This is a genomic window from Candidatus Accumulibacter similis (genome assembly GCA_013347225.1).
Classification (GTDB): Bacteria; Pseudomonadota; Gammaproteobacteria; order Burkholderiales; family Rhodocyclaceae; genus Accumulibacter; species Accumulibacter similis.
This window is the reverse complement of the sequence record CP054595.1, coordinates 796,965-823,321: the sequence shown is the minus strand read 5'-3', so window position 1 is coordinate 823,321 and position 26,357 is coordinate 796,965. Positions and strand designations below refer to the sequence as shown.

Below are 26,357 nucleotides of genomic sequence, written 5' to 3'. Positions count from 1 at the left end.
GGCCGCGTGGCGTCGCCTCAGCACCTGTGATTTCCGCGTCTGGAACATTGCTTCGCCCAGCGTCAGACAGGTGGTTCGTCGCCCCGCCGGCCCTCATCACCACACGTCAGCCTCACACGCCCGCAGACGCCCTCACCAGTACTCTCCAGCACCGATAGCGAGTTGTAGCCCAGGGTGCGAATGCACCACCAGACACGAAGCCCCCTCCGTTCTCGGTCGGGGCTTTTTGTCGCCATAACCGCATGTTTTCGCGAGATTTTTCCCGGGATGCTTTGGCTCCTTACCGCGCCGCTGGCCCGTTTTCGCGCCCAAAGCGGCTCCGATTCCTCTCTTTTCTCCATTTATGCTTCGGGTAGCCCAAGGATGGTGTCGTTGTTTTTATTGTGTTTTTTGACCACCAGTTGCGAAATTGCATCGCCACCCCAGCGAAAAAGCGAACTCAATCGGTGCTTTCGAGCTAAGTCGGTATTCCGGAGGGCTTGGGCGGGCTCAGGAGGACGCCAGCGGGGTAGTACCCTGGCTCTTGGCGGTGAGGGCGAATGTCCAACGACAACGTTCGCGCCGACGCCCTCTTTCGCAGCGCCAAGCATCCCCCTGAATTCCGGCTTCGACAGCCTAGCGTAGGCTAGCCTCTAAGCCAGCGACATCGTCGCTGGTCCAACAAAGAGCACCACCATAGCGGCATACTTCACGTGATGGCGGGCAAGGCGCACCAACCCGGGCCCCCGCAACGCGAACCCCGTCGGCTGGAGCGGCCGCACCCGCCACTGGATCCCTGCGAGCGGCGTTACCTCAAGGCATACCGGAAATCAGCCAACCCAAATTCCCCCGGCGCGACTCAAAGTGTGCCAAGGGCAGCATGGCTGCAGACGACAACTGTCTTGACTTTCACAGCCGGCACCAATCGAGAACGGGGAAGCGGGGTGGAGTTGACCCTTTTCGGTGGACACCTGATGCTTACGCAACAAGGAGTCCAAGATGCCGAAAAGCAGACCACCGTACCCGGCGGAATTTCGCCAACAGATCGTCGAACTGGCCGAGGCTGGCCGAAGCCCGCAAGAGTTGTCTCGGGAGTTCGGGCCGACCAGCCAGACCATTGTCAATTGGCTGGCGCAAGCAGCCCGCGACGCCGGCAAGCCCTTGCCTGGCAAGGAGGGCTTGAGCAGTACCGAGCGGGCTGAACTGGCCAAGCTGCGCCGGGAGAACCGGCAGCTGAAGATGGAGCGCGACATCTTGGCAAAGGCTACGGCCTGGTTCGCCAGAAGGAGCGAAGGTTCCACCTCGAACTCTTCGAACTCGTGATGGCGCGCCAGGCCGACTTCCCCGTGCGTACCCTGTGCCGCGTGCTGCGTGTCTCGGTCAGCGGCTTCTATGCTTGGCGACAGCGGGCGCCCAGCCCGCGCGCCGTGGCGAATGCCGTGCTGACCGAGCGTATCCGGCTGATCCACAAGGAATCCGGCGGGAGCTACGGCCGCCCCCGGGTTCGGGCCGAACTGCTGGAGCAAGGCGAGACCGTCAGCCAGAAGCGCGTCGCCCGCCTGATGCGCCTGGCGGGCTTGCAGGGCGTGAGCCGCCGCCGTGGCTACGTGGTCACCACCCGGCGTGATCCGGACCGTGATCCGGCGCCCGATCTGGTAAAGCGCCAGTTCGTGGCGGACGCACCCAATCGCCTTTGGGTGGCCGACATGACCTACGTGCCGACCTGGCAGGGCTTCATCTATTTGGCCATGGTGCTGGACGTGTTCAGCCGGCGGGTCGTCGGTTGGTCCATCGGCGAGCATATGCGCACGGAACTCGTGCTTTCGGCGCTCAACATGGCCGTGGCCACGCGCAAACCCCACGGGGTGATCCACCACAGCGACCAAGGCAGCCAGTATTCCGCCCTGGCCTTCGGCAAGCGCTCCCGGGAAATGGGCATCCAGCCGTCCATGGGCACCGTAGGCGATGCCTACGACAACGCCATGGCGGAGAGTTTCTTTGCCAGTCTGGAATGCGAACTGCTGGACCACAACACCTTCCGCACCAAAACCGAGGCTCGCCTGGCCGTGTTCACCTGGATCGAAGGCTGGTACAACCCGCGCCGGCGCCATTCCGCGCTCGGCTATCTGTCACCCATGAACTACGAAAAGAAACACCACCACTCTGTGCAGTCAGCCAGCCCAGAACCCGGGTTATCCACCGCGCCGCTCGCCTCTGGCCTGAGAGGGGCCAGCGGCGGCGCCGTGGATAACCCTACGCCCGAGGAGGCTCAACCCGCTTGAAAACCAAGCGCTAACCTGTCCACCCGATAGGGGCAACTCCAGGGCGCGAGTTGTGGCCCGGCTGTGCCCATCGGCGGCGAGCAGCATACTGTCCTCGGACCAATCTCTCAGGCGCTTTAAGAACGGCCGTGGCGCCGAAGTATCATCAGTACGGGGATGGCCAACAGAGCTAGTGGCAACGGCTCTGGCACTTCACGGGTCACCTCCTGTAAAGCGAACAAGTTGCCGAAGTTTGGGCCCACCTGTCGGCTGTCGAGTGTCCACCACGCTTCTGGAACGGGCACGACAGGTATCCGGTCGCTGGTGAACTCGAATGCGAAGTCATAGGGGCCGCCGCTGGTCACCAGAGGCCCGGACCAGTCGACGGTGAAACTCGCGCCACTGTGCGTGACGACGCCATCACTTCCCCACGGGCCGTTGCTGAAATCGATCGGGTCGCCAACGGCCGCTGGCTCAGGGATTGCGATCCGGACGTGAAAATCGTTGGCCGAGACAGTCAGCGGTATCGATCCGCTAGCCCGGTAATTGACGGTCGCAGACCACGCGGGAGTGGTAAAGCTCTGGGCCAAGAGCAAGGCGGTTATCACACGGCCCCGCAATCCTTGTCTTCTCATCGTCTCCTCCTCGAACCAAGTGTTGTTGTATAAACTGTAGTCGGGGTGCCCGCACTCGGTCCGCCATACGAGGCGATCAGCCTCGGGTCAGCGGTTGAAAACCAAAAGTGGTGGAATGAAACAGTCCGCCGCCTTGCTCGCGACCATCGCGAAACTCGGTGCCGATCCTCGGGAGGCTCGGCGAGCCTCTAGACTCCAAGCGAGAAACATGCTACTCCCCAGCTTTGCCCGATGCAAGGATGGGCGCTGATCGTCCGATCAGCCTTGTGCAGGAGAAACCAAGGGCTAATGATCAAAGGCCCCAAACACCTCCCGCTGCCCCTCCCAATCCGCCGGCAGCTCGTGGTTTTTCAGCCAGCGCAGCGCCAGGGTCTTGGGTGGCCGGCCGGCGAGGAGCGCCCGGACAATCGCTGGCGACAGCAGCGTCAGGCGAAGCAGTTCGTTGACGGAACTCTGGTTCAGACCATCTTGGCGCGCGATCTCCACTTCGCTGCTCATCCGGCCCTCGTCGAGCAATCGCTGCCAGTGGTAGGCGCGGGCCAGCGCATTGAGGATCGGCTCGTGGTGCTCGGGCGTTTGCGCTTCCGGGGTCCCCCGCGCCGGGATCACCACCTTCCGGCCACCGTGGCGCTTGTTGCGAACCGGGATGACCGTGGTGAGCTTCGGTTTCCGGCGCTGGATGGCGTCGCCAATCTGAGTGATCCGTGTCATGCCAGGGCTTCCTCCGACTCCACGAGTTCGCGCAACTCCGCGCCGATCGTTCCCGGCAGAAGTTCGCCGACGAACTGCGACCAGCCGGACTCGCGCCAGCTGATCTCGATACCATTGTCGAGCAGCGTGACACGTTCGATCAGCAACTGGGCGATGCGCTGGCGCTCGGCCGCGAAGAGTTGCTCCCAGACGGCGCCGAGCTGGCGAAGCGCCAGAACCACCCCCGGCTCGGTCACTTTGAGCTTTTCCGCGGCGACTCGGTTGCACACCGCCTGGACCATCTCCGGTGTCTTCAGCGCCGCATGAACCTGCGCGAGTACCAGTTGCTCGATGGGCTCCGCTGGTAGCCGGCCGGCGCGCGTGGCCCTGGCGCCGAAGCGCACCTTGCGGATCGGCACGTAGTAGCGATACATGGTGCCGTTGGCCTTGCGCATAAAGGCAGGCTGGAAGCCTTCCCCGTCCTGGGTGAAGAAGATGCCCAGGAGCAACGACGGTGGCTGTCGGCGCTGGCGCGTCGCCAAGGCCCGCTGGCGGTTGTTCTCCGCGAGGATCGCGTGGACCGCGTCCCAGAGATCCTGGTCGATGATGGCCTGGTGCTGGCCGGGGTAGTACTGGCCCTTGTGCGGGATCTCGCCCCGATAGACGCGGTTGTGCATCATCTTGTAGAGCGTCTGCTTGGTCAGAGGCCGCCCCGACTTGGTCGTCTGGCCCTCGGCCGCGAGATAGCGAACCATCTCGGTGGTCGATCGACAACGCGTGAAATCCTTGAAGATGCGCCGGACCAGTCTGGCCTCGACTTCATTGACCACGAGCAGCCGGTTCTCCACGTCATACCCCAAGGGCAACGACCCACCCATCCACATCCCCTTGGCCTTGCTGGCGGCGATCTTGTCACGAATGCGCTCGCTCGTGACTTCGCGCTCGAATTGCGCGAAGGACAGCAGGACGTTCAGCATCAGCCGGCCCATCGAGGTCGTGGTGTTGAATTGCTGGGTCACAGCGACGAACGACACCTTGTTGCGCTCGAAGACTTCGATCAGCCGGGAGAAGTCGGTCAGGCTCCGCGTCAGGCGGTCGATCTTGTAGACCACGACGATGTCGATCTTGCCGGTCCCGATGTCCGCGAGCAGGCGCTTCAACCCGGGCCGATCCAGGTTGCCGCCGGAGAAGCCAGGATCGATGTAATCGTCGGGGACGGCAATCCACCCCTCTGCGCGCTGGCTAGCCACGTAGGCGAGGCCAGACTCCCTTTGGGCGTCGATGGAGTTGAACGATTGGTCGAGCCGTTCGTCGGTCGACACGCGACAATAGACCGCGCAGCGTTTCGGGGCCACGGTGTTCATCGCCGCCCCTGCTTCAATCCGAAGAACGCTGGCCCCGACCAGTGGGTGCCGGTGATCGCCTTGGCAGCGGCCGACAGGCTCTTGTAGTGTTGGCCCTCGAGTTCGTACAGGCCGTCGGTGGTGACGGTGACGCGGTACTCGCGCTCGTCCCATTCACGGATCAGGACGGTGCCCGGCATCAGGCGGACCGCGGCGCCGCGCCTGACCTTGATCTTCGACAGGCGCTCGCCGCAGTCGGCGAGTTGCTCCTTGATCACTTTCGGCAGGCAGCCGTAGGCGACGTCCTGGAGGCGATAGGCAAGGCGGCTTTCCAGGTAACGCCGATTGACGCGCTGCGGTCGGCACGCGAAGTGTTGATCCCACAGCGACCACAGCCGGTCGAGCGGCATGTCGGGAAGCGCCGCGAGCTGGGCGGCAACGGAAGGCGATGTCATCGTGGTACTCCCGGCAGTGAGGGAGTCCTATGAACGCGCTTGGGCGCCGAAAAGCCAAGAGAAACTTCGCTCGGCACGGGCCGCTTGGCGTGTAGCCGCGCGACCGCGGTGGCAAGAAGGTGAGCGATCTCGGCGGCGCGCTCGCGTGGCGACATCGATTCGGGTAGAGTGGGTTGGGCGGTCATCTTTGTCCTCCCTTCGGGTGGTCCAGACCGTCAACGATGATATGACCACGGAGTTTTCGGCGCTGGGTGTTTTGGAGTAGGCGTGAGCAAGAGAGCGGAAATTCACAGGAGAAATCTCGTGCGTGCGGGGTGTTGAGATGTGCGGTCGCTATGCCCTCTACGGCCCGGCTTCCCGCATTCGGGAGCAGTTCGATCTCGATGACGGGTTCGATTTCGAGCCGCGCTACAACATCGCGCCGACAATGAAGGTGTTGGTTGTTCACCCCGGACAGCACGGGGAGCGAGTGGCGAGCGCTTATCGCTGGGGTCTGGTCCCGTCATGGGCCAAGGACGTCACGATCGGTGCCAGGCTCATCAACGCGCGTAGTGAAACCGTCGCTGAGAAGCCAGCGTTTCGTGCTGCGTTTCGGCGCTGGCGATGCATCGTTCCGGCAAACGGCTTCTACGAGTGGAAGGCGGTACCCGATGCCGGTCGCACGGTCAAGCAGCCGTACTTCATCCGTCCGAAAGATGCGAGCGATTTGTTCGGGTTTGCCGGACTCACCGAGCGTTGGGTGTCGCCTGCCGGCGACGAGGTTCACACGTGCTGCATCATCACGACCGACGCCAACCCTGTGCTGATGCCGATTCACGACCGAATGCCCGTGATTCTGCGGGCCAGCGATTACGGGGCGTGGCTGGACCCGGACAATGCAGATGTACGCGGCTTGCGCGCGTTGTTGCGACCGGCCGTGGATGACGGCATGATCGCCTACAAGGTGTGCCGGGCGGTCAACTCATCTCGTGGCGATTCGTCGACGTTTGTCGAGGCGGTGTGAGCCTGCGCTTGTGGCAATCAGCCAAGGGCGGCGAGCTTGCCCCGGAGCTCACGTTGACGCGGAGCCATCAGCTGTCAGCGTCAGCGGTCATTTTCGACTCGGAATGTCAATTTTTCCGGCTGGACCGGTCCCTGTGCCGCGGGAAGCAGCCAGTGAGTGTAGGATGGCGTCAGCCTGCGGCAGGCCAGCACCGGCAGCTTGGTGTCTCCCACGGGGACGTTGATTCAAGCCTGGACGGTCGCTGTTCCGGCTATTGAGGCGATTTCATGGTAAGCGTCCAGCTGGCCCACCTACCAATCCCGTGCCAGTTGCCGCACTGTCTCGAGGTTTCCACAGGAGAGTGCGATGGGCAAGGCTGGCGAAGTGGCAGCGTACTGGCGAGGGCAGGCAGCAGGTTGGCGCGGGAGTGGGGAGAGCCAGAAGGCCTATTGTGCGCGGAACGGGCTGAAGGCTGGATCGCTGAGTTACTGGCACCGACGTTTGGCGAAGGAAAGCGGAACGGTCGTTGCCGCCCCGCCGGTGACTCTCGTTCCCGCGACGATAGCGCCCGTTGCAACCCACTCCGGACCAAGCCTGTCGCTGTGCATGCCTGGCGGCCGGCGACTCGAATTCGCGGCGCTGCCGGCAGCCGACTCAATCCTCGAAAGTTAGCCTATTGTCATTACTACTTGTAAGCGTGCGAGAGGTGAGGTTTCGGCTGCGGTTTTCGAGGTTGGGAGCGATTGGGGACGAACTTCTGGAGGTTCAGCGCGATTTCCTCGAGGATGGGCTTGAGGCGGCCGGTGCATTGAGGTTGCAGAAGACCGCCTTGGCGCCGAAATCCTGGCGCGCCGCATGCCAAGACAAGCCGGAGGTATGCTCCAGTTGCAGCCGGTGCTTGATCCGTTTGTACGCCTCTTCGATTCGCCAGCGGCCGTGGTACAGCCCGGCAAACGCAGCGGCCGGAAAGGTCACTGGATCGAGGAGCGATGTCATCACCACATGTACCCGTCCGTTCGGTGTCGCTACCCGTACCAATCGAACCGTGGTCGGCGTGGCCGGGCATTCATAGTCCTTGGCATCACGGGCATTGGGCGCGCGCAAGACGACGACCTGCTCGCTTCGACCGGACTGCAGGAACTCGCGTACCACCTTGAATCCTCGCGACAAATCGCAGCGGATGCAGAAGGGGATGTGACGTGCCGTCAGCGCCGACACCAGCCAACGACAGGGAAAGCCGCGGTCCATCACGAGCACATCGTCGGAGCGCAGACAATCGATCGCCTCGAAGAACATCTGACGCTCATCGGACAAAGGCCCATGCAGGCGGAAGTTCAGAAACAGCTCGATGCCCGGCAGGTAGAGGCCGAAAGCCACGCCCGTGACGATCGACCGGACGTTGTCCTTCATCATCGTCAGGCGAACCGCGCTGCCATCCGCCGCGACCACTCGCAAGCCTCTCCAGCGCGGGATCGACAAGTGTTCCTCCACCAGTTCCATGAGGTGCTGATTGACCTCGCCGAACACCAGCGCACTGATCTTGTAACGCGCCTGGTAGAAGGCTTGGGCGGTCACCTCACGAACCGAGTCGGCGCGATTGCGCAGGTTGGCGAAGAACTGATCGAGTTCCGACTGGACGGCGGCGTGGACGCTGGAGAGCAGAAAACTGAGGACCGTTGGCAGGGTGAGGGTTCGGCAGCGGGTGAAGTGTTTGGCGTCGAGGCGAGCCACTTGCAGTAACTCTTGTGAAAACAGATACTTGGAGAGCCTACCCAGTATATTCGCATATTCAGTCCGTCATGCGCTTCTCCTTTATAAACAATTGGTTACAGAGCTATTTTGGCGCAGGAGCACGGTCGACGCAAGGCCCAACGCGCAATATGCTGATATGCTAACTTGTGAGGATTGGCAGCCGACTGGCTGCGTGCGCTGTGCGGAGAGCGCCGATGACCGTTCCGCCCGGGCCCACGCCGGAGCGCATCTGGCTGGCAGTCGAAGCGGTCGATATGCGCTCGGGTAGCGATGGCCTGTCGGCCCGCATCCAGGCCAGCCTCGGGCGCACGCCCTGTGACGGTACTGCCTATGCCTTCACCAACCGGCGCCGGAACCGGCTCAAGCTCCTGGTCTGGGACGGCACTGGCGTCTGGCTGTCGCAACGCCGGTTGCACCGCGGCGCCTTCATTTGGCCCAGCGCCAGTGACCCCGTTTTTGCCCTTTCGGCAGCGCAATGGCTCTGGCTCGTCGCCGGCGTCGACTGGCAGCGCCGCGACGCCCCGGCGCCCGCCCACTGGCAAGTCCAGAGCACTGAAGTCCCTCAAGAACTTACGCCAAATCAGTGGTTTCGAGATCCCTGGCGCACATCTTCATGGTGTCATCCAGCATGGATTTGGCCAGCGAACTTGCCCCTTTCTCGCCCTCTTCGGAACTGCTCTCCTGGGTCGAGAAGCGGGTCAGTGGCCTGCTTGAGCAGCTCGATACCCGCGCCACGGAGATTCATTGGCGTGACGCCAGGATCGAGAAGCTGACCCTCGAACTGGCCCATCTGCGGCGGATGAAATTCGGCGTCAAGAGCGAATCCCTGACCGCCAGCGAACGCGACCTCTTCGACGAAACCCTGGCTGCCGACGTCGCCGCCTGCGAAGCGCGCCTCGCCGAACAGCGCCAGGCGGCCGCGATGGGGCCGCATCTGCCGCTCCCCGAGAAAGCCAAACGCGAACGCGCCGGCCGTCAGCCCTTGCCCGAGCAACTGCCGCGCGTCGAGCACCTGCACGAGCCCGAAACCTGCACCTGCGGACAATGTGGTCAGGCGCTGGTGCGGATCGGCGAGGACGTGACCGAGAAGCTCAGCATCGTCCCCGCCGAGTTCTTCGTCGAGCGCCACATCTATCCCAAGTACGCCTGCCGGCCCTGCGAGACCGTCATCGCCGCACCGGCCATCGCTTCGGTCATCGATGGCGGTTTGGCGGCACCGGCCTTGCTGGCCGGGGTGATGGTCAGCAAGTACGCCGATCACCTGCCACTGTATCGTCTCGAACGGCAGGCCGCCCGGTCGGGGGTGACCCTCTCGCGTTCGACGCTGGCCGACTGGGTCGGCCGTACCGGTGTCGCCCTGGAACCGCTCTGGCTGCGCCTCGCCGAACTGCTCCGCCAGGGCGCGGTGTTGCATGCCGATGAAACCCCGGTGCAGCAACTCGATCCGGGCAATGGAAAGACCAGGCGGGCCCATCTCTGGGCGTATCGCAGCAATGCCTTGGCAAGCGATCCGCCGATCAGCGTCTTCGACTACCAGCCCGGCCGGGGCGGGAAGTATGTGGTGGAGTTCCTGCGCGACTGGCAAGGCGCGCTGATGGTCGATGAATTCGCGGGCTACCAGGCCCTGTTTCGCGGCGAGGTGATCGAACTCGCCTGCATGGCGCATGCCCGGCGGAAGTTCTTCGACCTCCACCAGGCCAATCAGCATCCGATCGCCGCCGAAGCACTGCGCCGAATCGGCGAACTGTATGCCGTCGAGGCGGCGAACAAGGAAGCGACGGTTGAGGAACGGGCTCGACGGCGACGAGAAACGAGTCAGCCGCTCCTCGAGGCCCTGCATTTGTGGCTGCTGAGTAGCCGTCGGTCGGTCGCCGACGGAGGTGCTCTGGCAAAGGCCATCGACTACAGTCTGCGGCGCTGGCCGGCGCTGGCTCGTTATGCGGGCAACGGGTTCTACCCGATCGACAATAACCCCGTGGAGAATGCGATTCGTCCGATCGCACTCGGGAAGAAGAACTGGCTGTTCGCGGGTTCCGAGACTGCCGGCCAACGCGCTGCCGCGATCCAGTCGCTGCTCGAGACGGCTCGCCTGAACGGGATCGAACCGATGGCCTGGCTCACCGAGACCCTCGAAAAGCTCCCAAACTGGCCGAACAGCCGCATCGACGAACTGTTGCCACTGAAGACGACAGGCTGAGCAAGTCGCCCCGGAGGGGTGGCTGTGTCGGACGCTTACTGCCTACACGGCGAATCCGCAGAGGAATCGCTGGCCACTCAGTAGCGCTGGCAGCAGGGAGTGCTTCTACCAAGCTCGGGGCCATACTCGCAGCAACAACATCATGCTGACATTGGCCATGGTGCGGCATGCCGTGGGTATCGGGCGTGTGATGGACCTGCTGGCCCTTCAACTGATCCGACGGGGCGACTTGGTCCCCATATTGCAGGATCAGATCGACAGTCAACAAGTGCCCCTGCACGCGCTCATGCTGCAGGAACGGCACCGCTTGCCCAAGATGCGCGCCTGCATCGACTATTGGGCTGAGTGGTTCTCGACAGCGCGAGCCGCGTAGGAGACTGGGCGTCCTTGTTGCGTTGTCGTGCACATTGAAATGGCAATGCGCCACTCCCGCGTGTGGTCTACCCCCGGTCCGAATCGAGACGATCGCTTCAGAGACCCTCGCGTTGCGCGAAGATCGAGTCATGCGCAGTGGTCGGCGCGATGTACTTGCCGACGCATTCCGAACATGGGAGGCCATATGATTCGCATTTGCCTGAAGTTCATGCATTTTGACCCCTCAGCGGGTGAAGTTTCCTACTGGCCCTTCCCCGACCTGGTCAGCGTCGCATGGTGGGCCCACCGGGTCCTGACCGGAGGGACCGTCGAGGAGATCCGCGATCTCGCCAAGCACGTCCACGACCGCATCGCCGAGTACTTCGCCTGGGCCCGGCACGATGCTCTTAGCTCCGCAGTGGCTCACCTTGCAGAAAATTGCACGGCGTGTGGTGCGCGGCGTGGATACAGACATGAAGGACTCGAATTCGGTCAAGCGCATGACCTGTGGCCCAATGGGGACTCTCCGGGCAACACGGCGGTCACGACGACGGGTACTCGCGGTCCCTCGTGCGTCGACGCCAGCAGCGGAGCGACCACCGCTGCGACGGAGACGACGAAGATCAGATGCTGGCCAAGCATCGGAGCAGGGCTCGGCGAGTCGTGGCAAAGAGGCCCGGCTCGCCACCTGCCACACCCGCGTTCGACGACTCACCACACTGTGGCCGCTACCGTGTTCGGCATTTCGACGTCAGCGCGCTTCGGCTGTTGCTGATTACTGGCCAAGCTTGGTGATCTTGGTGCCCTCCAGACCGACACCCGCCATCAGTCCTTGCTGACCGAAGACGAAGGCATACGCGTCGCTGGTCAGCATCTCCGATGTAAGTGACTTGGCCTTGCCCTGATCCAGAACGACGACACTCGGGCCGACGCCGACCTGCAAACCGCCCGCGTCATCCAAAGACTGCAAGGCCCGCTCGTTCATGAAGAACAACGCGTAGCCGAAGGTCTGCGCGCCCGCCTGCAGTCCGTACGATACGCCGGCGGTGTTGTAGTGCCCGGCGAAGCGTTCGCCCCGGAACATGATGCCGTTGCCGTATTCACCGCCGATCAGGAACCCCGCCTTCGTTACCTCCGGAAACACCAAGACGGCGACCGCGCGCCTTGCGAGCGCGGCAGCGAGGGGATCTTGCGCCTCGAGGCTGCTCAGGGCCGCGCGCGCGTTGGCTTCCAGTTCGGGATGGCCCTGCGCCGCGGCCGGTGTGGAGGCAAGAACGATCCCCAGCGCTCCGGCGAGTGCACAAATCCACCCCCGAACGACCTCGAGCGACGTTCGCTCACGGGCTGGTGTCAGAAAGCTCGCCACGATCGCGAGGACGGAGAAACATCGATAACTCGGAATCGCTTGCATTGGCGCCTCCCCATTGTCTGGTTGTCACAACTTGCGTGTTGCCATGCATAGCTTAAAATATGATCCAACCGTCGCGCAATGGGCGACCTACTTCTTCGACTCTTGGTGGAGAACACGACAAATGGCCACAGTCCCCGAATTTTCGACATCGCGTCCGCGGAGGCAAGCGCAATGTTGAAACGCGCACTGCTCAGTGGCGCCATGGGCGTCGCCATCGCCACCGGGCTGCTGGCCGGCTGCAACAAACCCGCCGACCCCGTCACGCAAGCGGCGAAGAAGGACGCGGCCGCCGGCGTACCTGCGCCTGGCATCGCGGAGGTCAAGGCCATCGCTGAGGAAGCTTTCATCTACGGCCTGCCGATCGTGATGAACTACGCGGTCATGTATGAGTATGTGATCGACAAGAACTCGGGCCAGTGGAAAGCGCCGTTCAACCAGATCCACAACGAGGCCCGCGTCTTCACCTACCAGGACACGGCAATCGTGACGCCCAACAGTGACACGCCCTACTCCTTGCTGTGGATGGACCTGCGCGCCGAGCCGCTGGTGCTCTCGGTACCGGCGGTGGACAAGAACCGCTACTACTCGGTGATGCTGAACGACGGCAACACCTTCAACTACGGCTACATCGGCAGCCGCGCCACCGGCAATGACGCCGGCGACTACCTGGTCGTCGGGCCGAATTGGAAGGGTGAAACACCGGCGGGCATCAAGAAGGTGTTCCGCTCGACCACCGATTTCTCCCTCGCCGCGTACCGCACGCAACTCATCGACCCCAAAGACATGCCCAACGTCGAGAAGGTGCAGGCAGGCTACACGGTTCAGCCGCTGTCGGCGTATCTCAAGCAACCCGCTCCTCCAGCGGCGCCGGCGATAGATTTCCCGAAGATCGACAAGGAGATGGTCAAGACCAACTTCTTCGATTACCTGGACTTTGCGTTGCAATTCGCGCCGGCCGGGCCCGAGGAAGAAGCGATCCGCGCCAAGCTCGCCAGCATCGGCATCGGCCCCGGCAAGAAGTTCAACTTCAAAGACCTTTCGCTTGAGCACAAGGCCGCCATCCTGCTGGCGATGAAGGAAGGCGACAGCAAGATCGAGAAGTATCTGGAGGCCGGGCAGAAGGACATCAACGGCTGGAAGGTCGGCTCGCTGTTCGGCGACCGCGCGTTCTACAACGGCGACTGGCTGAAGCGCGCCGCGGCCGCCAAGGGCGGCATCTATGGCAACGATGCCGTCGAAGCCATGTATCCTCTCACCAAGACGCTGGCGAACGGCGAAGTGCTCGACGGCAGCAAGCACAAGTACACGCTGACGTTTGCCAAGGACCAGTTCCCGCCCGTCGACGCCTTCTGGTCAGTGACGATGTACGACGGGAAGACCCAGTTCCTGATCAAGAACCCGATCGACCGCTACCTGATCAACTCGCCGATGCTGCCAGCGATGAAGAAGAACGCGGACGGCTCGCTCACTCTCTATGTCCAGAAGGAGTCGCCCGGAAAGGACAGGGAGTCGAACTGGCTGCCCGCGCCGGACGGCCCCATCTACCTGGTGATGCGCCTTTATTGGCCGAAGACCGAGCCGCCATCGATCCTGCCACCTGGCGCGGGCACGTGGAACCCGCCCGAGTTGAAGCGGGTGGGAACATAGGAGCGGCAGCGACCCACCGTCGTTCTGGAAGTTCATGCTGGCGGAACTGTCGGGTGGCGCGCGCCAACGCCAGCCTCAGAGTTGCTACTAGAGGTGGGCCCGCGGTATTCGCCTCGGGCCGCCCGTCCTGGCAAGCCCGCGCAGATGCACCTCCTGTCATCGGAGCAGCAAGGGCAAGGTTGTTGGCGGAACAGATTTCGCGTTTGTCGCCTAACGCCCGCATCCTCGTGGATCAAGCCTTGGAACGGAACGGGTCGGCTCGACCTGCCAAGATGCTGCGCGTATCAGCCGAAAACCGGCCATCACTGTGTAAGTGAAAACAGCACCGCCGGTAAGACATAGGAGTGACTGCAGTGAACAAGGCTGTCGAAAAGCTGAAGGAAGAACTTCTGGCTGTATTGCCACCAACCATCTTCTTCTTGGTCGCTCTGCACATCGTCGGTTTGGTCAGAGTCCTGATGGCAAAGGGCACGGGGCTACCGGTCACCTCGTCGGCCCAAATCGCGCTCGCCGCGCTGATCATTGGCAAGTCGGTCTTGCTCGCCGACCATTGGCCGCCAATCAATCGATTTCCGGAGAAGCCGTTGATCTACAACATCGCCTGGAAGGCGATCATTTACTATGTTGTCGCAAGCTTCATCCATTATCTGGAGCGGCTTTATGACTTCACCAAGGAGGCTGGAGGAATCCTCGCGGGCAACGAAAAGCTACTGTACGAAATCGTGTGGCCGCACTTCTGGGCACTCCAGATCATCCTGCTTGTCGTCATCCTCAACTACTGCGTGATCCGGGAACTGGGCCGAGTGCTGGGCGAAAGACGCATGATTCGAATGTTCTTTCAGCAACCCGCCGCAGCGAGCATGGAAGAGCGTGACGCCTTGCGTGCATCGATCTCCGCGACTCCCAAGAGGTGAGCGATCCGGTGGGAACAGACGGAGAACGCGTTGCCGCCGATGGAGGGAGCGTGCCAGCGTCCGGTTGCTCCGCGTGTGAAAGGCTGCAACGCGTCGTCAGCGGCTACACAACTTCCACTTGCCTCACTTCGGCAACGAGGTCGATTCTCGCCTTTTGTGTGAGGGAGACGGTTCGTTACTAGAGTCGTGCTTGGCACCGATCACGACGTACTATTTCAAGTCCAGCACCACCGGCCCCGAGACCGCATCGGTAACGCCCAGACCGCCGCCCAGATCTTGAAGCGTGTCGCGGAACGAATCTAGGGTGGCGATCATTCTTGGCCGCGCTTTGGCAAGGCTGTCCATGTCGTCCCACTCGGCAATCAGGCAGTAGCTGCTGTCACCCGTCTGCAGCATGTTGACCCGCCTCAGGCCGGGCCAATCGCGCGAGACCATCATATGCGCATCCAGAAATTCTTGCTCGCGCCCCGGCTTCACCCGGAAGCGCACGACATTGAAGGCGGTCATGATGCTTTCTCCTTGTTGTCGATCGGCGGAATGGAGTGACACGCGCAGTCGATCGAAGGGCGAACCGCAGAGAATCCAGAGTTGCCGCTCTGCGTTACGTACGGCGGCCACATTGCATAGACTTCGGTACGGCTGATCAGTTCGGCGATGGGTCCTCGCCAACCGCACCCATTTTCGCCCGCTGCTCATCGCACCGGCGGACTGATCGCCAGCTCATGCACGATGAGGTGGTGCGGCAAGCGGCCATCCAGGATGCCGGGCACTATGTCGGGCGCCAGCGTGGTCAACTGCGGCATTATGGAGCAACCACCCCCGGCACCCGACCGCCTGCTCCACGAGAATGCTTTCGTTTTCACTGAACGGGAGCATTTCTCATGGCAGAGAACCACGTCGTTGTGGCCCTGATCACCAAACGCGCGGAGCTGGCGGAGCTGATCGAGCATCACCGGAAGGAGATGGGACGTGTGGCGGACGATCTGGCCCACCTCGACGCGACCCTCTAGCTGTTTTCCCCGGAATTCGACCTGCGGACGATCCGGGCGAAGGGCCATAGGGTGCGAAACCGCTTCTGCCGGCCGCGTGAATGCCAGCGCATGGTTCTCGACATCTTCCGTGAGGCCCAAGGCGGGGCGCTGACGGCCCGCCGGGGACTGGAAGCGACCACCGTCATGATCGAGCAGATGCGGAAGAACGCCATTGACGTGCTGCGTCGCCTGCCGCGTAGCGGCACCCTGGCCGTAACCCTGCGGCATTCGCCCCGCCCATGGAGCCTGCCGGTGCAAGGGAGAGCGCAGCGGGTTGGCGGCGAAGAGATCTTTCCAGCAGCGGGGCGTGAGCTCGTGGACCCGGTCGGCCGGGTGCTGTCCGACGCGCTGCAGGACATCGACCAGGTAGTCATACGGGTTGATGTCGTGCAGCCGGCAGGTGACGATCAGGCTCTGCAGGATGCCGACGTGGCGGGCACCGAGTTCGGTCCAGCAGAACATCCAGTTGCGGCGACCCATCGGAATCACGCGCAGGGCCCGCTCGAGATGATTCGTATCGATCGGCACGTCCGGGTCGGTGAGAAACACTTCCAGTCCAAAGCGGCGGTCGCGGGCATAGGCCAGCGCCTTGGTCAGCGGATTGCTCGGCAGCAGACCCTGCGCCGCGAACCGTTCATCGATCCAGGCGAAGAAGCGCTCGACGACCGGCCTGGCATGCGCCAGCCGATGATCCTTCTTGCGCTCGCCACTCAGCCCGGCCTGGCGGATGTCTTCCTCGACCTGATACAACTCGCCGATCAGCGCCAGCGCCTCGGCTCCGGCTTCCGGTTCGGCGGCCTGCGCCTCGAAGAAGCCACGACGGGTGTGCGTCCAGCACTGGGCATGCGTGATCCCGGTCTTCGCCGCATAGTGGGCATAGGCGTGGTAGCCATCCGACAGCAGCACCGCTCGCTCGGCAGGCGTCAGCCCCAGCGCTGCCTCGACGTGCTTGATCTCGCGGCTCTCGAAGAAGGGGAAACAGATCTCGTCGCGTTCTCCATGGACGGGCCAGAAATAGCCTCGCTTCAGCTTCCCGGGCCCGCCGTGTCCGGCCTTGATCGGCGTTTCATCCATCGCCTTGACCCTGGACTCGCGAATCGACGCCAACTGCGCCTCGTGGATCGCCTCGAGCAGGGCCGACCCTTGCTGGGCGATCTGCGTCAGCCACGGCCGGCTGACGGTGAAACCCGCATCGCTGAGGCGTTGGTGAACAGGATCGCCGCCGCGAGGCACAGCCGTGGGGGCAGTTCATGGAAGGCGCAGATCGTTCCGGAGGTGACCGAGAAATCATCCTGCCAGCCCGCACAGAGCCGGATCCTGCGGGTCGGGCGGAGATGGTGCCGGTGCGCCATGTCCAGTTCTGGCAGTCCACCTGCTCCCCTTCGCCCCAGCGCAACAGGCGGAACAGGGCCATCCGCCTTTCCTGCGAGATCAGGAAGTCTGAATTTCGGTGCGACTGGGTTAAGATCCAGCAAACTTGCCAGCAATCCAACCGGAGGAACCGCCTTCATGAGCTATTTCAGGCATCACGTCTTTTTTTGCTGCAATCAGCGAGGCGAGGGGGAGACCTGCTGCAACAATTCCGGGGCGGCAGCGGCACAGACCTACGCCAAGGACCGAATCGGCGAACTGCGTCTCAAGGGCGCGGGCAAGGTGCGCATCAACAAGGCTGGCTGCCTCGACCGCTGCGACCACGGCCCGGTCCTGGTGGTCTACCCGGAGGGGGTGTGGTACAGCTATGTTGACAACGAAGACATCGAGGAAATCATTCAGGAGCACCTGCTGCACGGACGGGTGGTCGACCGCTTGCGCATCTGAATGTCCGGGGTCCGTTGGCCCGCCGCTGACCGACATCGGCAGCGTCATCCGCCAACAGGGTCGGATGTGGGTTAGCAAGCGCGCTGCCAACGCCGCGCAGGACGATCGGCGATTGACTACTGTGGCCCTGAGCTCCAACAGCGAGGGCGGTTCGCGCCCAGCCGAGACCACCCCAACCATCCTCCCGGAGAGACGATGAGAAGTCCGCTGCCTCGCCTGCTCCTCGCCGTGCTGACGCACCTGTTTTCTACCGGCGTTCCGGCGGCCGCCGAGGAGATGCCCCAGCTGCCGGCGCGGCTCAACGAAGAGGTACGCATGCTGGCCATAGGCACTGGCTCGTCAAGCGTCGAACTCGAAACAACCTTGTTCGTACCCCCAGGCCCGGGTCCTTTTCCACTGGTGGTCATCAACCATGGCCGGCTGTCCGGCGACCCGCGCTTTGACCCGCGCGCCCGTTATCTCGTCGCCAGTCGCGAATTCCTGCAGCGTGGCTATCTCGTGGCGATACCGATGCGGCCGGGCTTCTCCAAGTCTGGCGGCAGCTACGTCGTCCCCCGCTGCAAGATCGAAAGCAACGCACGGTTGCAGGCTGAAACGATCATCGCCTTTCTGCGCGAGATGCGCCGACGACCAGACGTCGATCCCGACCGCATATTGCTCGTCGGCGAGTCGGAAGGCGGAATGACGGCAATGGCCGCGGCTGCAACCGGCTTTCCGGGCCTGCGTGGCGTCCTGAATCTTGCTGGAGGAGCGCCCCAGAACGGTGCCGGGTGTGCTTGGGAAGAGTCTCTGGTCGAAGCTTTCGCCGCCTTTGGCACGCGCAGCACGGTGCCGTCACTGTGGTTCTACGCAGACGACGACAGCTACTGGGGACGCGAGTTGCCACAGCGCATGTTGCGCGCCTACCGTGACGCGGGTGGTCAGGCCGCGTTGGTCACCCATGTGTCCCTCGCCGCTGGCGACGCACAAGTGATATTCACCAGCCCGCAAGGCATACCGATCTGGTGGCCGGAAAGCGAACGCTTCCTGCGCGAAATCGGACTGCCAACCGAGCTTCGCTTCAGCCCCGGGTCGACACCGAGGCCGCAGCGAAGCAGCTACACCAAGCTCGACGACAGCGAGGCATTGCCGTATGTGGACGACCACCGCAGTGAACTCTACCGACGGTTTCTCGGATTGCCATTCCCGCGTGCCTTCGCCATCGCAACCACCGGCAACGTCGGGTGGGCACAGGGTGGCCCGGACGCGCTGGCAGCGGCGCTCGACAACTGCGAGCGTGCTGCGCGCCGCTCGTGCGCCCTCTACGCTGTCGACGACGAGGTCGTCTGGCAGTTCGCCGGGACGTCGCGATCGGCAGCCACAGATCCGTTTCGCGAACCATGACACAGGTCGACGGGCGGCCGAGCGATGGCGGCGGGACGCCGCGCGCCCGCTGTACCGCCGATACCGCGTGTGGAAGCGACACCTACAGAGAAAGGTAGCTGAGGAATGAGAATAGCCGCTGAACATCTGCTGATCGATGGCCCCCTCGGCAAGATCGACATCACGGTCGAAAACCCCGGCGCACCGCGCGGCATTGCGCTCATTGCCCACCCGCATCCGCTTTTCGGCGGTGGCAACACCAACAAGGTGGTGCAGACACTGGCACGCACCTTCAACCATCTCGACTACGTTGCTCTGCGGCCGAACTTCCGTGGTGTCGGCCTTAGCGAAGGCAAGCATGACGAGGGTCGCGGCGAGACTGAAGATCTGCTCGCCGTACTGGCGGAAGCCAAGTGCCGCTATGGCAACCTGCCGGTCGCGCTGGCAGGCTTTTCCTTCGGCGCCTACGTGCAGACGCGCGTCGCCGAGGCCTTGCTCGAGGCGGGCCATCCCGCCCAGCGACTGGTGCTCGTCGGCACTGCTTCCGGCTTCGTCGAAGGGGCCCGTCGCTACCACACCAAGGCCGTGCCGGCAGACACCATCGTCATCCATGGCTCCGAGGATGCGACCGTCCCGCTGGCCAACGTCATCGAATGGGCCAAGCCGCTTGAACTGCCGGTGGTCGTCGTTCCCGGTGCGGACCACTTCTTCCACCGCCGTCTGCACGTCATTCGCGAGATCGTCAGTCACGCCTGGCGTCACTGAGAGATTGTGCAGCGATGGACCCTAGCACTCGCGGGCAAGCGAACCGGTGGGAGCACCCGCTACGCCGCGGCAGCCAGTGCGCGAAGCCCAACGGTGGTGGTGCCGATCCATTGCTGACCGCCGAGTGGCGGCGCCCCACCACCGGTGGCGACCCTCTGCGAGGGCTGAGGCACTGCGTTCACGACCCTTCGCCACCGTTGCCGGAAGCGCAATCGCGCGCGGCACCCTGGTGCCGCCAGCGCTGCATTCGTTGCCGCGCCCCCGGCGCCGACGTCCCTTCTGGCCCCATGTAGTCTGCCACCAAGTCCACGTTGTCGCCAGTTCGTGGCGATCCCTCATCCTGTTTCCGACAGCGTGTTGCGTCGATAGAGCCTTCCCGATGCGCGTCCCTCTCAACCAGAGTGTGTGCTCCCTGATGTGGTCGATATCATCGTGGCCATCTGCTTCCTCGCCGCCTGCGCGCCGCCGGACCCGATCCGGATCACGTCCGGCGGCGGGACTTCGGGCCGCGTCGCCGATCTGTGAATCGCGGGACACGATGCCGTGCGGTTGGCCGTCAAACTCCGCAACCAGGCCGGTGGCAGAGCCGAGCGGAAGGTTGAACTGCTGGTCCGGGATGAGCAGCAGGAGCCGGAATCCGCCACATGGGCATTGCGCGCCCTGATCACTCTCTCCAGAAACAAGCCAGGCGACGGTAGTGTTCATGCGCTAACCGTCAGCGGGCTGATTTCGAAGCCAAGAGCGGCAGCACGCCGCTTGAGGGCAGAGATAGTGCGTTGGCGCTCCTTTGCTTCGCTAAGCGTTCAGCGCACCCACCCATGGCGCGCACGATCACATTGGCTTTTTGAGCGGCAGCAGGGCGTCGACGCGGCGGTTCGGCCAGGAGGGCAGTTTCTCCAGGGTGTCGGTCAACCAGGCCATGGACTCGAGGCCGTTAAGGCGGGCGGTTTCGAGCAGCGATTGAATCGCCACGGCGCGTTGGCCGGCAGTCTCGGAGCCGGCGAACAGCCAGTTCTTCTTGCCGATGGCGATCGGGCGAATGGCATTCCCAACGGGGTTGTCGTCGATCGGGAAGAAGCCGTTGCTGCCATAATGGGCAAAGGCCGGCCAGCGCCGCAAACTGTCGTCGATCGCCTTGGCGAGAACACCGGCGTCGGCGACCGATCGGCGGGTCTTCTGGAGCCATAGGTGCAGGGCTTCGAGCAGCGGCTGGAAGGTTCCATTTGCGTCGAGAGCTCCCCCTGTGAGGGCACGACTCTCACCCTCAACCTGTCGCTGATCGCTCTCGTCCGGCTGGGCGCGACTTGAAGCAGCGACGGTCGGCCCGCCAACGGGGCGCTTCCGGGGTCATCAGACCGGCGGGCCGGCAACCTGCAGCGGGCTGTGATGCGGCGCGGACGAACAGCCTGTCCGAGGGGCAGAATCGGGGTAGAATTCCGCTCTCCCGACGCACGCTCCCAACGCCAGCCACCATGCAGTTCCTCGGTTTTCCGTTACGCAACCAGCTCTTTGTCGCGCCGATGGCTGGCGTGACGGACCGCCCTTTCCGCCAGTTGTGCAAGCGGCTAGGGGCCGGTCTCGCGGTGTCCGAGATGGTGACGTCGAATTCGCTGCTCTATGGCAGTGCGAAGACGCGCCGCCGCGCCAACCACGAAGGCGAAGTGGCGCCGGTCTCGGTACAGATAGCCGGCGCCAGCCCGTTGATGATGGCCGATGCTGCCCGCTACAACGTCGACCGCGGGGCACAGATCATCGACATCAACATGGGCTGCCCGGCGAAGAAGATCTGCAACGTGATGGCAGGTTCGGCCCTGCTCCGGGACGAGCCGCTGGTCTCACGGATTCTCGAAGCGGTGGTCAACGCCGTGCCGGCGACGCCGGTGACCCTGAAGATCCGTACCGGCTGGGACCGCGAGAACCGCAACGCGCTGCGCATCCTGAAGATCGCCGAGGAGTCGGGAGTCCGCGCGCTGGCGATGCACGGCCGGACGCGTGCCTGCGGCTACAGCGGCGAGGCAGAATACGAGACGATCAGGCAGGTCAAGGAGGCGGCTCACATCCCGGTGATCGCCAACGGTGACATCGACTCGCCGGAAAAGGCAAGATGGGTGCTCGCCAACACCGGCGCCGATGCGGTGATGATCGGTCGTGCAGCGCAGGGGCGACCCTGGCTGTTTCGCGAGGTCGAACACTTCCTGAGCACCGGCAGCCACATGTTGCCGCCGCGGGTCAGCGAGATTCACGAGGTCCTGCTCCGTCATCTGGACGATGTCCATCTGTTCTACGGTCGGCAAACGGGGGTCGGCATCGCCCGCAAGCACATCTCCTGGTACACCCGTGGGCTTCCCGGTTCGGCCCTCTTTCGCCACCAGATGAACCAGTTGCCGACCGTCGAGCAGCAGCGACAGGCGGTTGACGAATTCTTCCTGGCACTCGCTGACGCCAACGAACGGCTGCCTGCCACGTCGCAGCCAGAGCTGGCAACCGGCGACACCCCTTGCGAGGGACTTGCCGCATGAAGCATGTACATGATGACGATGACGCCATCGCGACCTGCGTCCGCAAGGCACTGGAAAACTACTTCCATACACTCGGCGGCGAGCAGCCGGTGCCGGTCTACGAGATGGTGATCCGCAGTGTCGAGCGACCGATGCTCGAAGTGGTTCTGCTCCAGACCGGCGGCAACCAGACCCTGGCTGCCGAGATTCTCGGCATCAATCGCAACACCCTGCGCAAGAAGCTGCTTCACCACCGACTGATCACCTGAGTTCCTGCGCACGCCAGGCGTCGTGTCGGCCTCCCTCCACCCTGTTTGCCCTACCTGCCACCATGAAAATCCGTCAAGCCCTGCTCAGTCTTTCGAACAAGAACGGCGCCCTCGACTTCGCCAGAGGACTGGTCGCCCACGGCGTCAGGCTGCTGTCAACCGGTGGCACCGCCACCATGCTGCGGGACGCTGGACTGGCGGTCACCGAGGTGGGCGACTACACGGGTTTCCCGGAGATGCTTGACGGCCGTGTCAAGACGCTGCACCCGAAGGTGCATGCCGGCATCCTCGCGCGCCGCGATCTCCCCGAGCACATGGCGACACTTGACCAGCATGCGATCCCGATGATCGATCTGGTCTGCGTCAATCTCTACCCTTTCCGCGAAACCGTCGCCAGGGCGGGAGTGACTCTCGCCGAAGCCATCGAGAACATCGACATCGGCGGCCCGGCGATGCTCCGCTCCGCAGCCAAGAACTACACCGGCGTGGCGGTAGTCAGTGACCCCGACGACTACCCGACGCTGCTCGCCGAAATGGCGGCCAACGATGGCGCGCTCAGCCTCGAGACCCGCTTCGCTCTCGCCAGCAAGGCTTTCGTGCATACCGCCCGCTACGACGCGGCGATCGCCAACTGGCTGACTTCGCTCGACCCCGACCAGCAGCCACAGGCTTTCCCGACACACCTGCAGCTCGCCTTCGACCGTGTCGAGACGCTTCGCTATGGCGAGAATCCGCATCAGCAGGCGGCGTTCTACCGCGATCCGACACCGGTCGCGGGAGCGATCGCCAATTATCGCCAATTGCAGGGCAAGGACCTCTCCTACAACAACATCGCCGACGCCGACGCCGCGTGGGAGTGCGTAAAGACTTTCGACGCGCCGGCATGCGTCATCATCAAGCACGCCAATCCGTGTGGCGTTGCCATCGACCCGACCTTGGTCGGGGCATACGAAAAGGCCTTCCAGACCGACTCGACGTCCGCGTTCGGGGGCATCATTGCTTTCAACGCTGCGGTTGACGCCGACGTCGTGGAAGCGATGAACGCGCACAAGCATTTCGTCGAGGTCCTCCTCGCGCCGGCGTTCACCGATGCCGCGCGGGCGCTGCTGGCCGGCAAGCAGAACCTGCGGGTGCTCGAACTGCCTCTGGCGCGCGGCGTCTATCACGCCCACGAGATGAAGCGCGTAGGCGGCGGCTTGCTGCTGCAGACGGCCGACCGCTTCAACGTCCAGGAAGCGGATCTGAAAGTGGTGACGAGAATCGCGCCGACATCGGCACAGATCGAGGACCTCCTCTTCGCCTACCGCGTCGCCAAGTTCGTCAAGTCCAACGCCATCGTCTTCTGCGGTCGCGGCATGACCCTCGGCGTTGGTGCCGGCCAGATGAGCCGCGTCGACTCGACGCGCATCGCCGCCAGCAAGGCAAGCAGTGCCGGCCTCGACCTCGCCGGCTCATGCGTTGCTTCGGACGCCTTCTTCCCCTTCCGCGATGGCCTCGACGTGCTCGCGGCTGCGGGCGCGAAAGCGGTCATCCAGCCCGGGGGCTCAATGCGGGACGAGGAGGTGATTGCAGCGGCCGACGAGCATGGACTGGCAATGGTGTTCACCGGCGCTCGCCATTTCCGGCACTGAAGGCCCGGCGGGCCGGCGTCGGGCACGGTGTGCGGGAAGGGCCGCCACCCAAGCGCCCGGCTGTCGGCAGTGGGAGAGGGAGAGGATGCAGATGAAACTGCTCGTAATCGGTTCCGGCGGTCGCGAACACGCGCTGGCTTGGCGACTGGCGAAAACGCCCGGATTGGTGAAGGTGTTCGTTGCCCCGGGCAACGCCGGCACGGCGCGCGAGAATGGATTGCAGAACGTGCCGCTGAGCAGCCCTCAGGAACTCGCCGATTTCGCTCAACGGGAGAATGTCCGGCTGACCGTCGTCGGTCCGGAAGCGCCCCTCGCCGCCGGCATCGTCAACCTCTTTCGCGCCCGCGGCCTGACCATTTTTGGTCCGACACGCGAAGCCGCTCAACTCGAGAGCTCGAAGGATTTCGCCAAGCGCTTCATGCTCAGGCACAACATCCCGACCGCCCGCTTCGCCAGCTTCAGCGAACGCGCAGCGGCACACGCATACGTAGACGAGCAGGGCGCACCGATCGTCGTCAAGGCTGACGGCCTCGCCGCCGGCAAAGGCGTGGTCGTCGCCAGCAATCTCGCCGAGGCACACGCCGCGATCGACCAGATGCTGCCGCCTGCCGAACGGGAAGCGACGCGGGACGGAAGCGTGGCCAGAGTGGTCATCGAGGAGTTCCTCGATGGCGAGGAAGCCAGTTTCATCGTCATGGTGGATGGCCGCAACGTCCTGCCACTGGCGTCAAGCCAGGACCACAAGCGGATCGGTGACGGCGATACCGGCCCCAACACCGGCGGCATGGGCGCCTACTCGCCGGCACCGGTCGTGACCCCCGAGGTGCACGCACGGGCGATGCGCGAGATCATCCTGCCGACGGTTCGCGGCATGGCTGCCGACGGCATCCCCTACACCGGTTTTCTCTACGCCGGCCTGATGGTCGGCAGGGATGGTTCGGTGAAGACGGTCGAGTTCAACTGCCGCCTCGGAGACCCGGAGACGCAGCCGATCATGATGCGTCTGCAGAGTGATCTGCTCAACCTGCTCGAGCACGCTGTCGCCGGCCGGCTCAACCTCGTCGAGGCCAGTTGGGATCGACGAGTCGCCCTCGGAGTCGTTCTTGCGGCCGCCAACTATCCCGCTGCCCCGCGTACCGGAGACCCCATCAGCGGCCTGCCGGGCAACAGCAACGACAGTCACGTCTTCCATGCCGGCACGAGCGAGAAGACAGACGGCCGGATCATGACCGCCGGTGGCCGCGTGCTCTGTGTGACAACGCTGGCGGAGAACGTCAGACAGGCGCAGAAACGAGCCTACGACCTGATCACCCGCATTCACTTCGATGGCATGCAGTACCGCCGCGACATCGGCCACCGGGCTGCCAGCCGATGAACGGCGGCCCGTCCCGGAGGCGGGTGACAGTCAGGACAACGGACCGCCGATGATCGAAACCCACCGCCTCCGGGACTATTTCTGCGGCCTGCAGACACGCCTCGTGACGGCAGCCGAAGCGATCGAGGGCAGCGGCGGCAGGCGCTTTCGCGTCGATCGCTGGCAGAAGGAGGCGGGCGCGCCGCTCAGCGGCAGCGGCTGTACCTGCATCATCGAAGGCGGGCGCGTCTTCGAACGCGGCGGCATCGCCTTCTCGGAAGTCAGCGGCGCCGCGCTGCCGGCCTCGGCAACAGCCAAACGACCCGAACTCGCCGGACGCGCGTTCGCGGCGATGGGGGTTTCGCTGGTTCTGCATCCGGAGAATCCCTTCTGCCCGACCGCGCACATGAACGTGCGGGCGCTGCTCGCCACGCGCAACGACGCGGCGCCGGTCTGGTGGTTTGGCGGTGGCATGGATCTGACGCCCTACTACCCGTTCGTCGAAGACGTGCGCCACTTCCACACCGCCTGCCGCGACGCCCTGCAGCCCTTTGGCGAAGACTGTCACGCACGCTACAAGAAGTGGTGTGACGAGTACTTCTTCCTCAAGCACCGCAACGAGCCGCGCGGCGTTGGCGGCATCTTCTTCGACGACCTATGCGAAGGTGGCTTCGAGCGCTGTTTCGCTCTCACCCGATCGGTTGGCGATGCGTTTCCCGACGCCTACCTGCCGCTCGTCACCAAGCGACACGAGACGCCCTACGGCGAACGCGAGCGGGATTTCCAGGCCTACCGGCGCGGACGCTACGTCGAGTTCAATCTGGTCTGGGATCGCGGCACCCTCTTTGGCCTGCAATCGGGCGGCCGTACCGAGTCGATCCTGATGTCGCTGCCGCCGATCGTCAAGTGGCGCTACGACTGGCAACCCGAACCCGGAAGCGCTGAGGCAGTCCTCTACGACATGCTGCCGGCACGCGACTGGCTCTAATCGCCCGCGGAGCGAACGGGC

The 26,357-nt window shown here is 63.8% G+C and carries 21 protein-coding genes and 3 pseudogenes; 15 read left to right on the top strand and 9 right to left on the bottom strand.

All coding sequences use genetic code 11. The features are described 5' to 3' along the window. Nucleotides 1–978 precede the first annotated feature (978 nt). Nucleotides 979–2,132, top strand: a pseudogene (locus HT579_03610) (IS3 family transposase). 245 nt (nucleotides 2,133–2,377) lie between these two features. Here HT579_03610 and HT579_03605 read toward each other — a convergent pair. The 4 genes from HT579_03605 to HT579_03590 form a co-directional block, all read right to left on the bottom strand. Next, entirely contained in the window at nucleotides 2,378–2,875 is a 498-nt protein-coding gene (locus HT579_03605; protein QKS28110.1) for a hypothetical protein, read from the bottom strand. Between the two features lie 285 nt (nucleotides 2,876–3,160). Further along, nucleotides 3,161–3,586 (bottom strand): hypothetical protein, encoded by a 426-nt coding sequence (locus HT579_03600; GenBank protein QKS28109.1) that lies wholly within the window; start codon nucleotides 3,584–3,586, stop codon nucleotides 3,161–3,163. Further along, entirely contained in the window at nucleotides 3,583–4,929 is a 1,347-nt protein-coding gene (locus HT579_03595; GenBank protein ID QKS28108.1) for a recombinase family protein, read from the bottom strand. The genes HT579_03600 and HT579_03595 overlap by 4 nt, the downstream gene beginning before the upstream one ends. Beyond that, a complete protein-coding gene (locus HT579_03590; GenBank protein ID QKS28107.1) occupies nucleotides 4,926–5,363 on the bottom strand; it encodes a DUF2924 domain-containing protein in 438 nt (145 codons plus the stop codon). The genes HT579_03595 and HT579_03590 overlap by 4 nt, the downstream gene beginning before the upstream one ends. A 322-nt stretch (nucleotides 5,364–5,685) precedes the next feature. Between HT579_03590 and HT579_03585 the strand changes: the two genes are divergently transcribed. After that, nucleotides 5,686–6,366: an SOS response-associated peptidase gene (locus HT579_03585; protein ID QKS31480.1), complete on the top strand. Its 681-nt coding sequence runs from the start codon at nucleotides 5,686–5,688 to the stop codon at nucleotides 6,364–6,366. A gap of 664 nt (nucleotides 6,367–7,030) precedes the next feature. Here the strand turns inward: HT579_03585 and HT579_03580 are convergent. Beyond that, nucleotides 7,031–8,124 (bottom strand): annotated as a pseudogene (locus HT579_03580) (IS4 family transposase). Between the two features lie 167 nt (nucleotides 8,125–8,291). Here HT579_03580 and tnpB point away from each other — a divergent pair. From tnpB to HT579_03565, 3 genes and pseudogenes are all read left to right on the top strand, one after another. Next, a pseudogene (tnpB, locus tag HT579_03575) lies at nucleotides 8,292–8,639 on the top strand (IS66 family insertion sequence element accessory protein TnpB). An 86-nt stretch (nucleotides 8,640–8,725) separates the two neighbouring features. Then, entirely contained in the window at nucleotides 8,726–10,294 is a 1,569-nt protein-coding gene (locus HT579_03570) for an IS66 family transposase (GenBank protein QKS28106.1), read from the top strand. A 22-nt stretch (nucleotides 10,295–10,316) separates the two neighbouring features. Next, nucleotides 10,317–10,667 (top strand): hypothetical protein, encoded by a 351-nt coding sequence (locus tag HT579_03565; protein ID QKS31479.1) that lies wholly within the window; start codon nucleotides 10,317–10,319, stop codon nucleotides 10,665–10,667. A gap of 756 nt (nucleotides 10,668–11,423) precedes the next feature. On the opposite strand, the gene HT579_03560 is transcribed toward HT579_03565, so the two are convergent. Next, a complete protein-coding gene (locus HT579_03560; GenBank protein ID QKS28105.1) occupies nucleotides 11,424–12,059 on the bottom strand; it encodes a lipid-binding SYLF domain-containing protein in 636 nt (211 codons plus the stop codon). Nucleotides 12,060–12,260: 201 nt separating this feature from the next. Here HT579_03560 and HT579_03555 point away from each other — a divergent pair, with 201 nt between their 5' ends. Both HT579_03555 and HT579_03550 read left to right on the top strand, forming a co-directional pair. Next, a complete protein-coding gene (locus tag HT579_03555) occupies nucleotides 12,261–13,706 on the top strand; it encodes a DUF1254 domain-containing protein (protein ID QKS31478.1) in 1,446 nt (481 codons plus the stop codon). A 353-nt stretch (nucleotides 13,707–14,059) separates the two neighbouring features. After that, on the top strand, nucleotides 14,060–14,620 hold the full coding sequence (locus HT579_03550) for a hypothetical protein (protein ID QKS28104.1): 561 nt from the start codon (nucleotides 14,060–14,062) through the stop codon (nucleotides 14,618–14,620). A gap of 210 nt (nucleotides 14,621–14,830) precedes the next feature. Here the strand turns inward: HT579_03550 and HT579_03545 are convergent, their stop codons facing one another. Together HT579_03545 and HT579_03540 are read right to left on the bottom strand one after the other, a co-directional pair. Continuing rightward, entirely contained in the window at nucleotides 14,831–15,127 is a 297-nt protein-coding gene (locus tag HT579_03545; GenBank protein ID QKS28103.1) for an antibiotic biosynthesis monooxygenase, read from the bottom strand. 185 nt (nucleotides 15,128–15,312) lie between these two features. After that, a complete protein-coding gene (locus HT579_03540; protein ID QKS28102.1) occupies nucleotides 15,313–16,884 on the bottom strand; it encodes an IS66 family transposase in 1,572 nt (523 codons plus the stop codon). Between the two features lie 276 nt (nucleotides 16,885–17,160). Between HT579_03540 and HT579_03535 the strand changes: the two genes are divergently transcribed. The 3 genes from HT579_03535 (at nucleotide 17,161) to HT579_03525 (ending at nucleotide 19,596) form a co-directional block, all read left to right on the top strand. Further along, nucleotides 17,161–17,469, top strand: coding sequence for an NAD(P)H-dependent oxidoreductase subunit E (locus HT579_03535; protein ID QKS28101.1), 309 nt, complete (start codon nucleotides 17,161–17,163; stop codon nucleotides 17,467–17,469). Between the two features lie 195 nt (nucleotides 17,470–17,664). Further along, complete coding sequence (locus HT579_03530) at nucleotides 17,665–18,852, top strand: dienelactone hydrolase (protein QKS28100.1); 1,188 nt, start codon at nucleotides 17,665–17,667, stop codon at nucleotides 18,850–18,852. A 105-nt stretch (nucleotides 18,853–18,957) separates the two neighbouring features. Then, on the top strand, nucleotides 18,958–19,596 hold the full coding sequence (locus HT579_03525) for an alpha/beta hydrolase (GenBank protein QKS28099.1): 639 nt from the start codon (nucleotides 18,958–18,960) through the stop codon (nucleotides 19,594–19,596). Nucleotides 19,597–20,427: 831 nt separating this feature from the next. On the opposite strand, the gene HT579_03520 is transcribed toward HT579_03525, so the two are convergent. Continuing rightward, nucleotides 20,428–20,802, bottom strand: coding sequence for a transposase (locus HT579_03520; protein ID QKS31477.1), 375 nt, complete (start codon nucleotides 20,800–20,802; stop codon nucleotides 20,428–20,430). 266 nt (nucleotides 20,803–21,068) lie between these two features. On the opposite strand from HT579_03520, the gene dusB reads away from it, so the two are divergent. From dusB to hemF, 5 genes are all read left to right on the top strand, one after another. Beyond that, the gene (dusB, locus tag HT579_03515; protein ID QKS28098.1) at nucleotides 21,069–22,115 is read left to right on the top strand and encodes a tRNA dihydrouridine synthase DusB; all 1,047 of its coding nucleotides are present in this window, start codon (nucleotides 21,069–21,071) and stop codon (nucleotides 22,113–22,115) included. Next, nucleotides 22,112–22,363 (top strand): Fis family transcriptional regulator, encoded by a 252-nt coding sequence (locus HT579_03510; GenBank protein QKS28097.1) that lies wholly within the window; start codon nucleotides 22,112–22,114, stop codon nucleotides 22,361–22,363. The genes dusB and HT579_03510 overlap by 4 nt, the downstream gene beginning before the upstream one ends. 62 nt (nucleotides 22,364–22,425) lie before the next feature. Next, nucleotides 22,426–23,994: a bifunctional phosphoribosylaminoimidazolecarboxamide formyltransferase/IMP cyclohydrolase gene (gene purH / locus HT579_03505; protein ID QKS28096.1), complete on the top strand. Its 1,569-nt coding sequence runs from the start codon at nucleotides 22,426–22,428 to the stop codon at nucleotides 23,992–23,994. Between the two features lie 91 nt (nucleotides 23,995–24,085). Continuing rightward, nucleotides 24,086–25,369, top strand: coding sequence for a phosphoribosylamine--glycine ligase (gene purD, locus HT579_03500; protein QKS28095.1), 1,284 nt, complete (start codon nucleotides 24,086–24,088; stop codon nucleotides 25,367–25,369). A gap of 49 nt (nucleotides 25,370–25,418) precedes the next feature. Then, nucleotides 25,419–26,336, top strand: coding sequence for an oxygen-dependent coproporphyrinogen oxidase (gene hemF, locus HT579_03495; protein ID QKS28094.1), 918 nt, complete (start codon nucleotides 25,419–25,421; stop codon nucleotides 26,334–26,336). The last annotated feature ends 21 nt before the right edge of the window (nucleotides 26,337–26,357 follow it).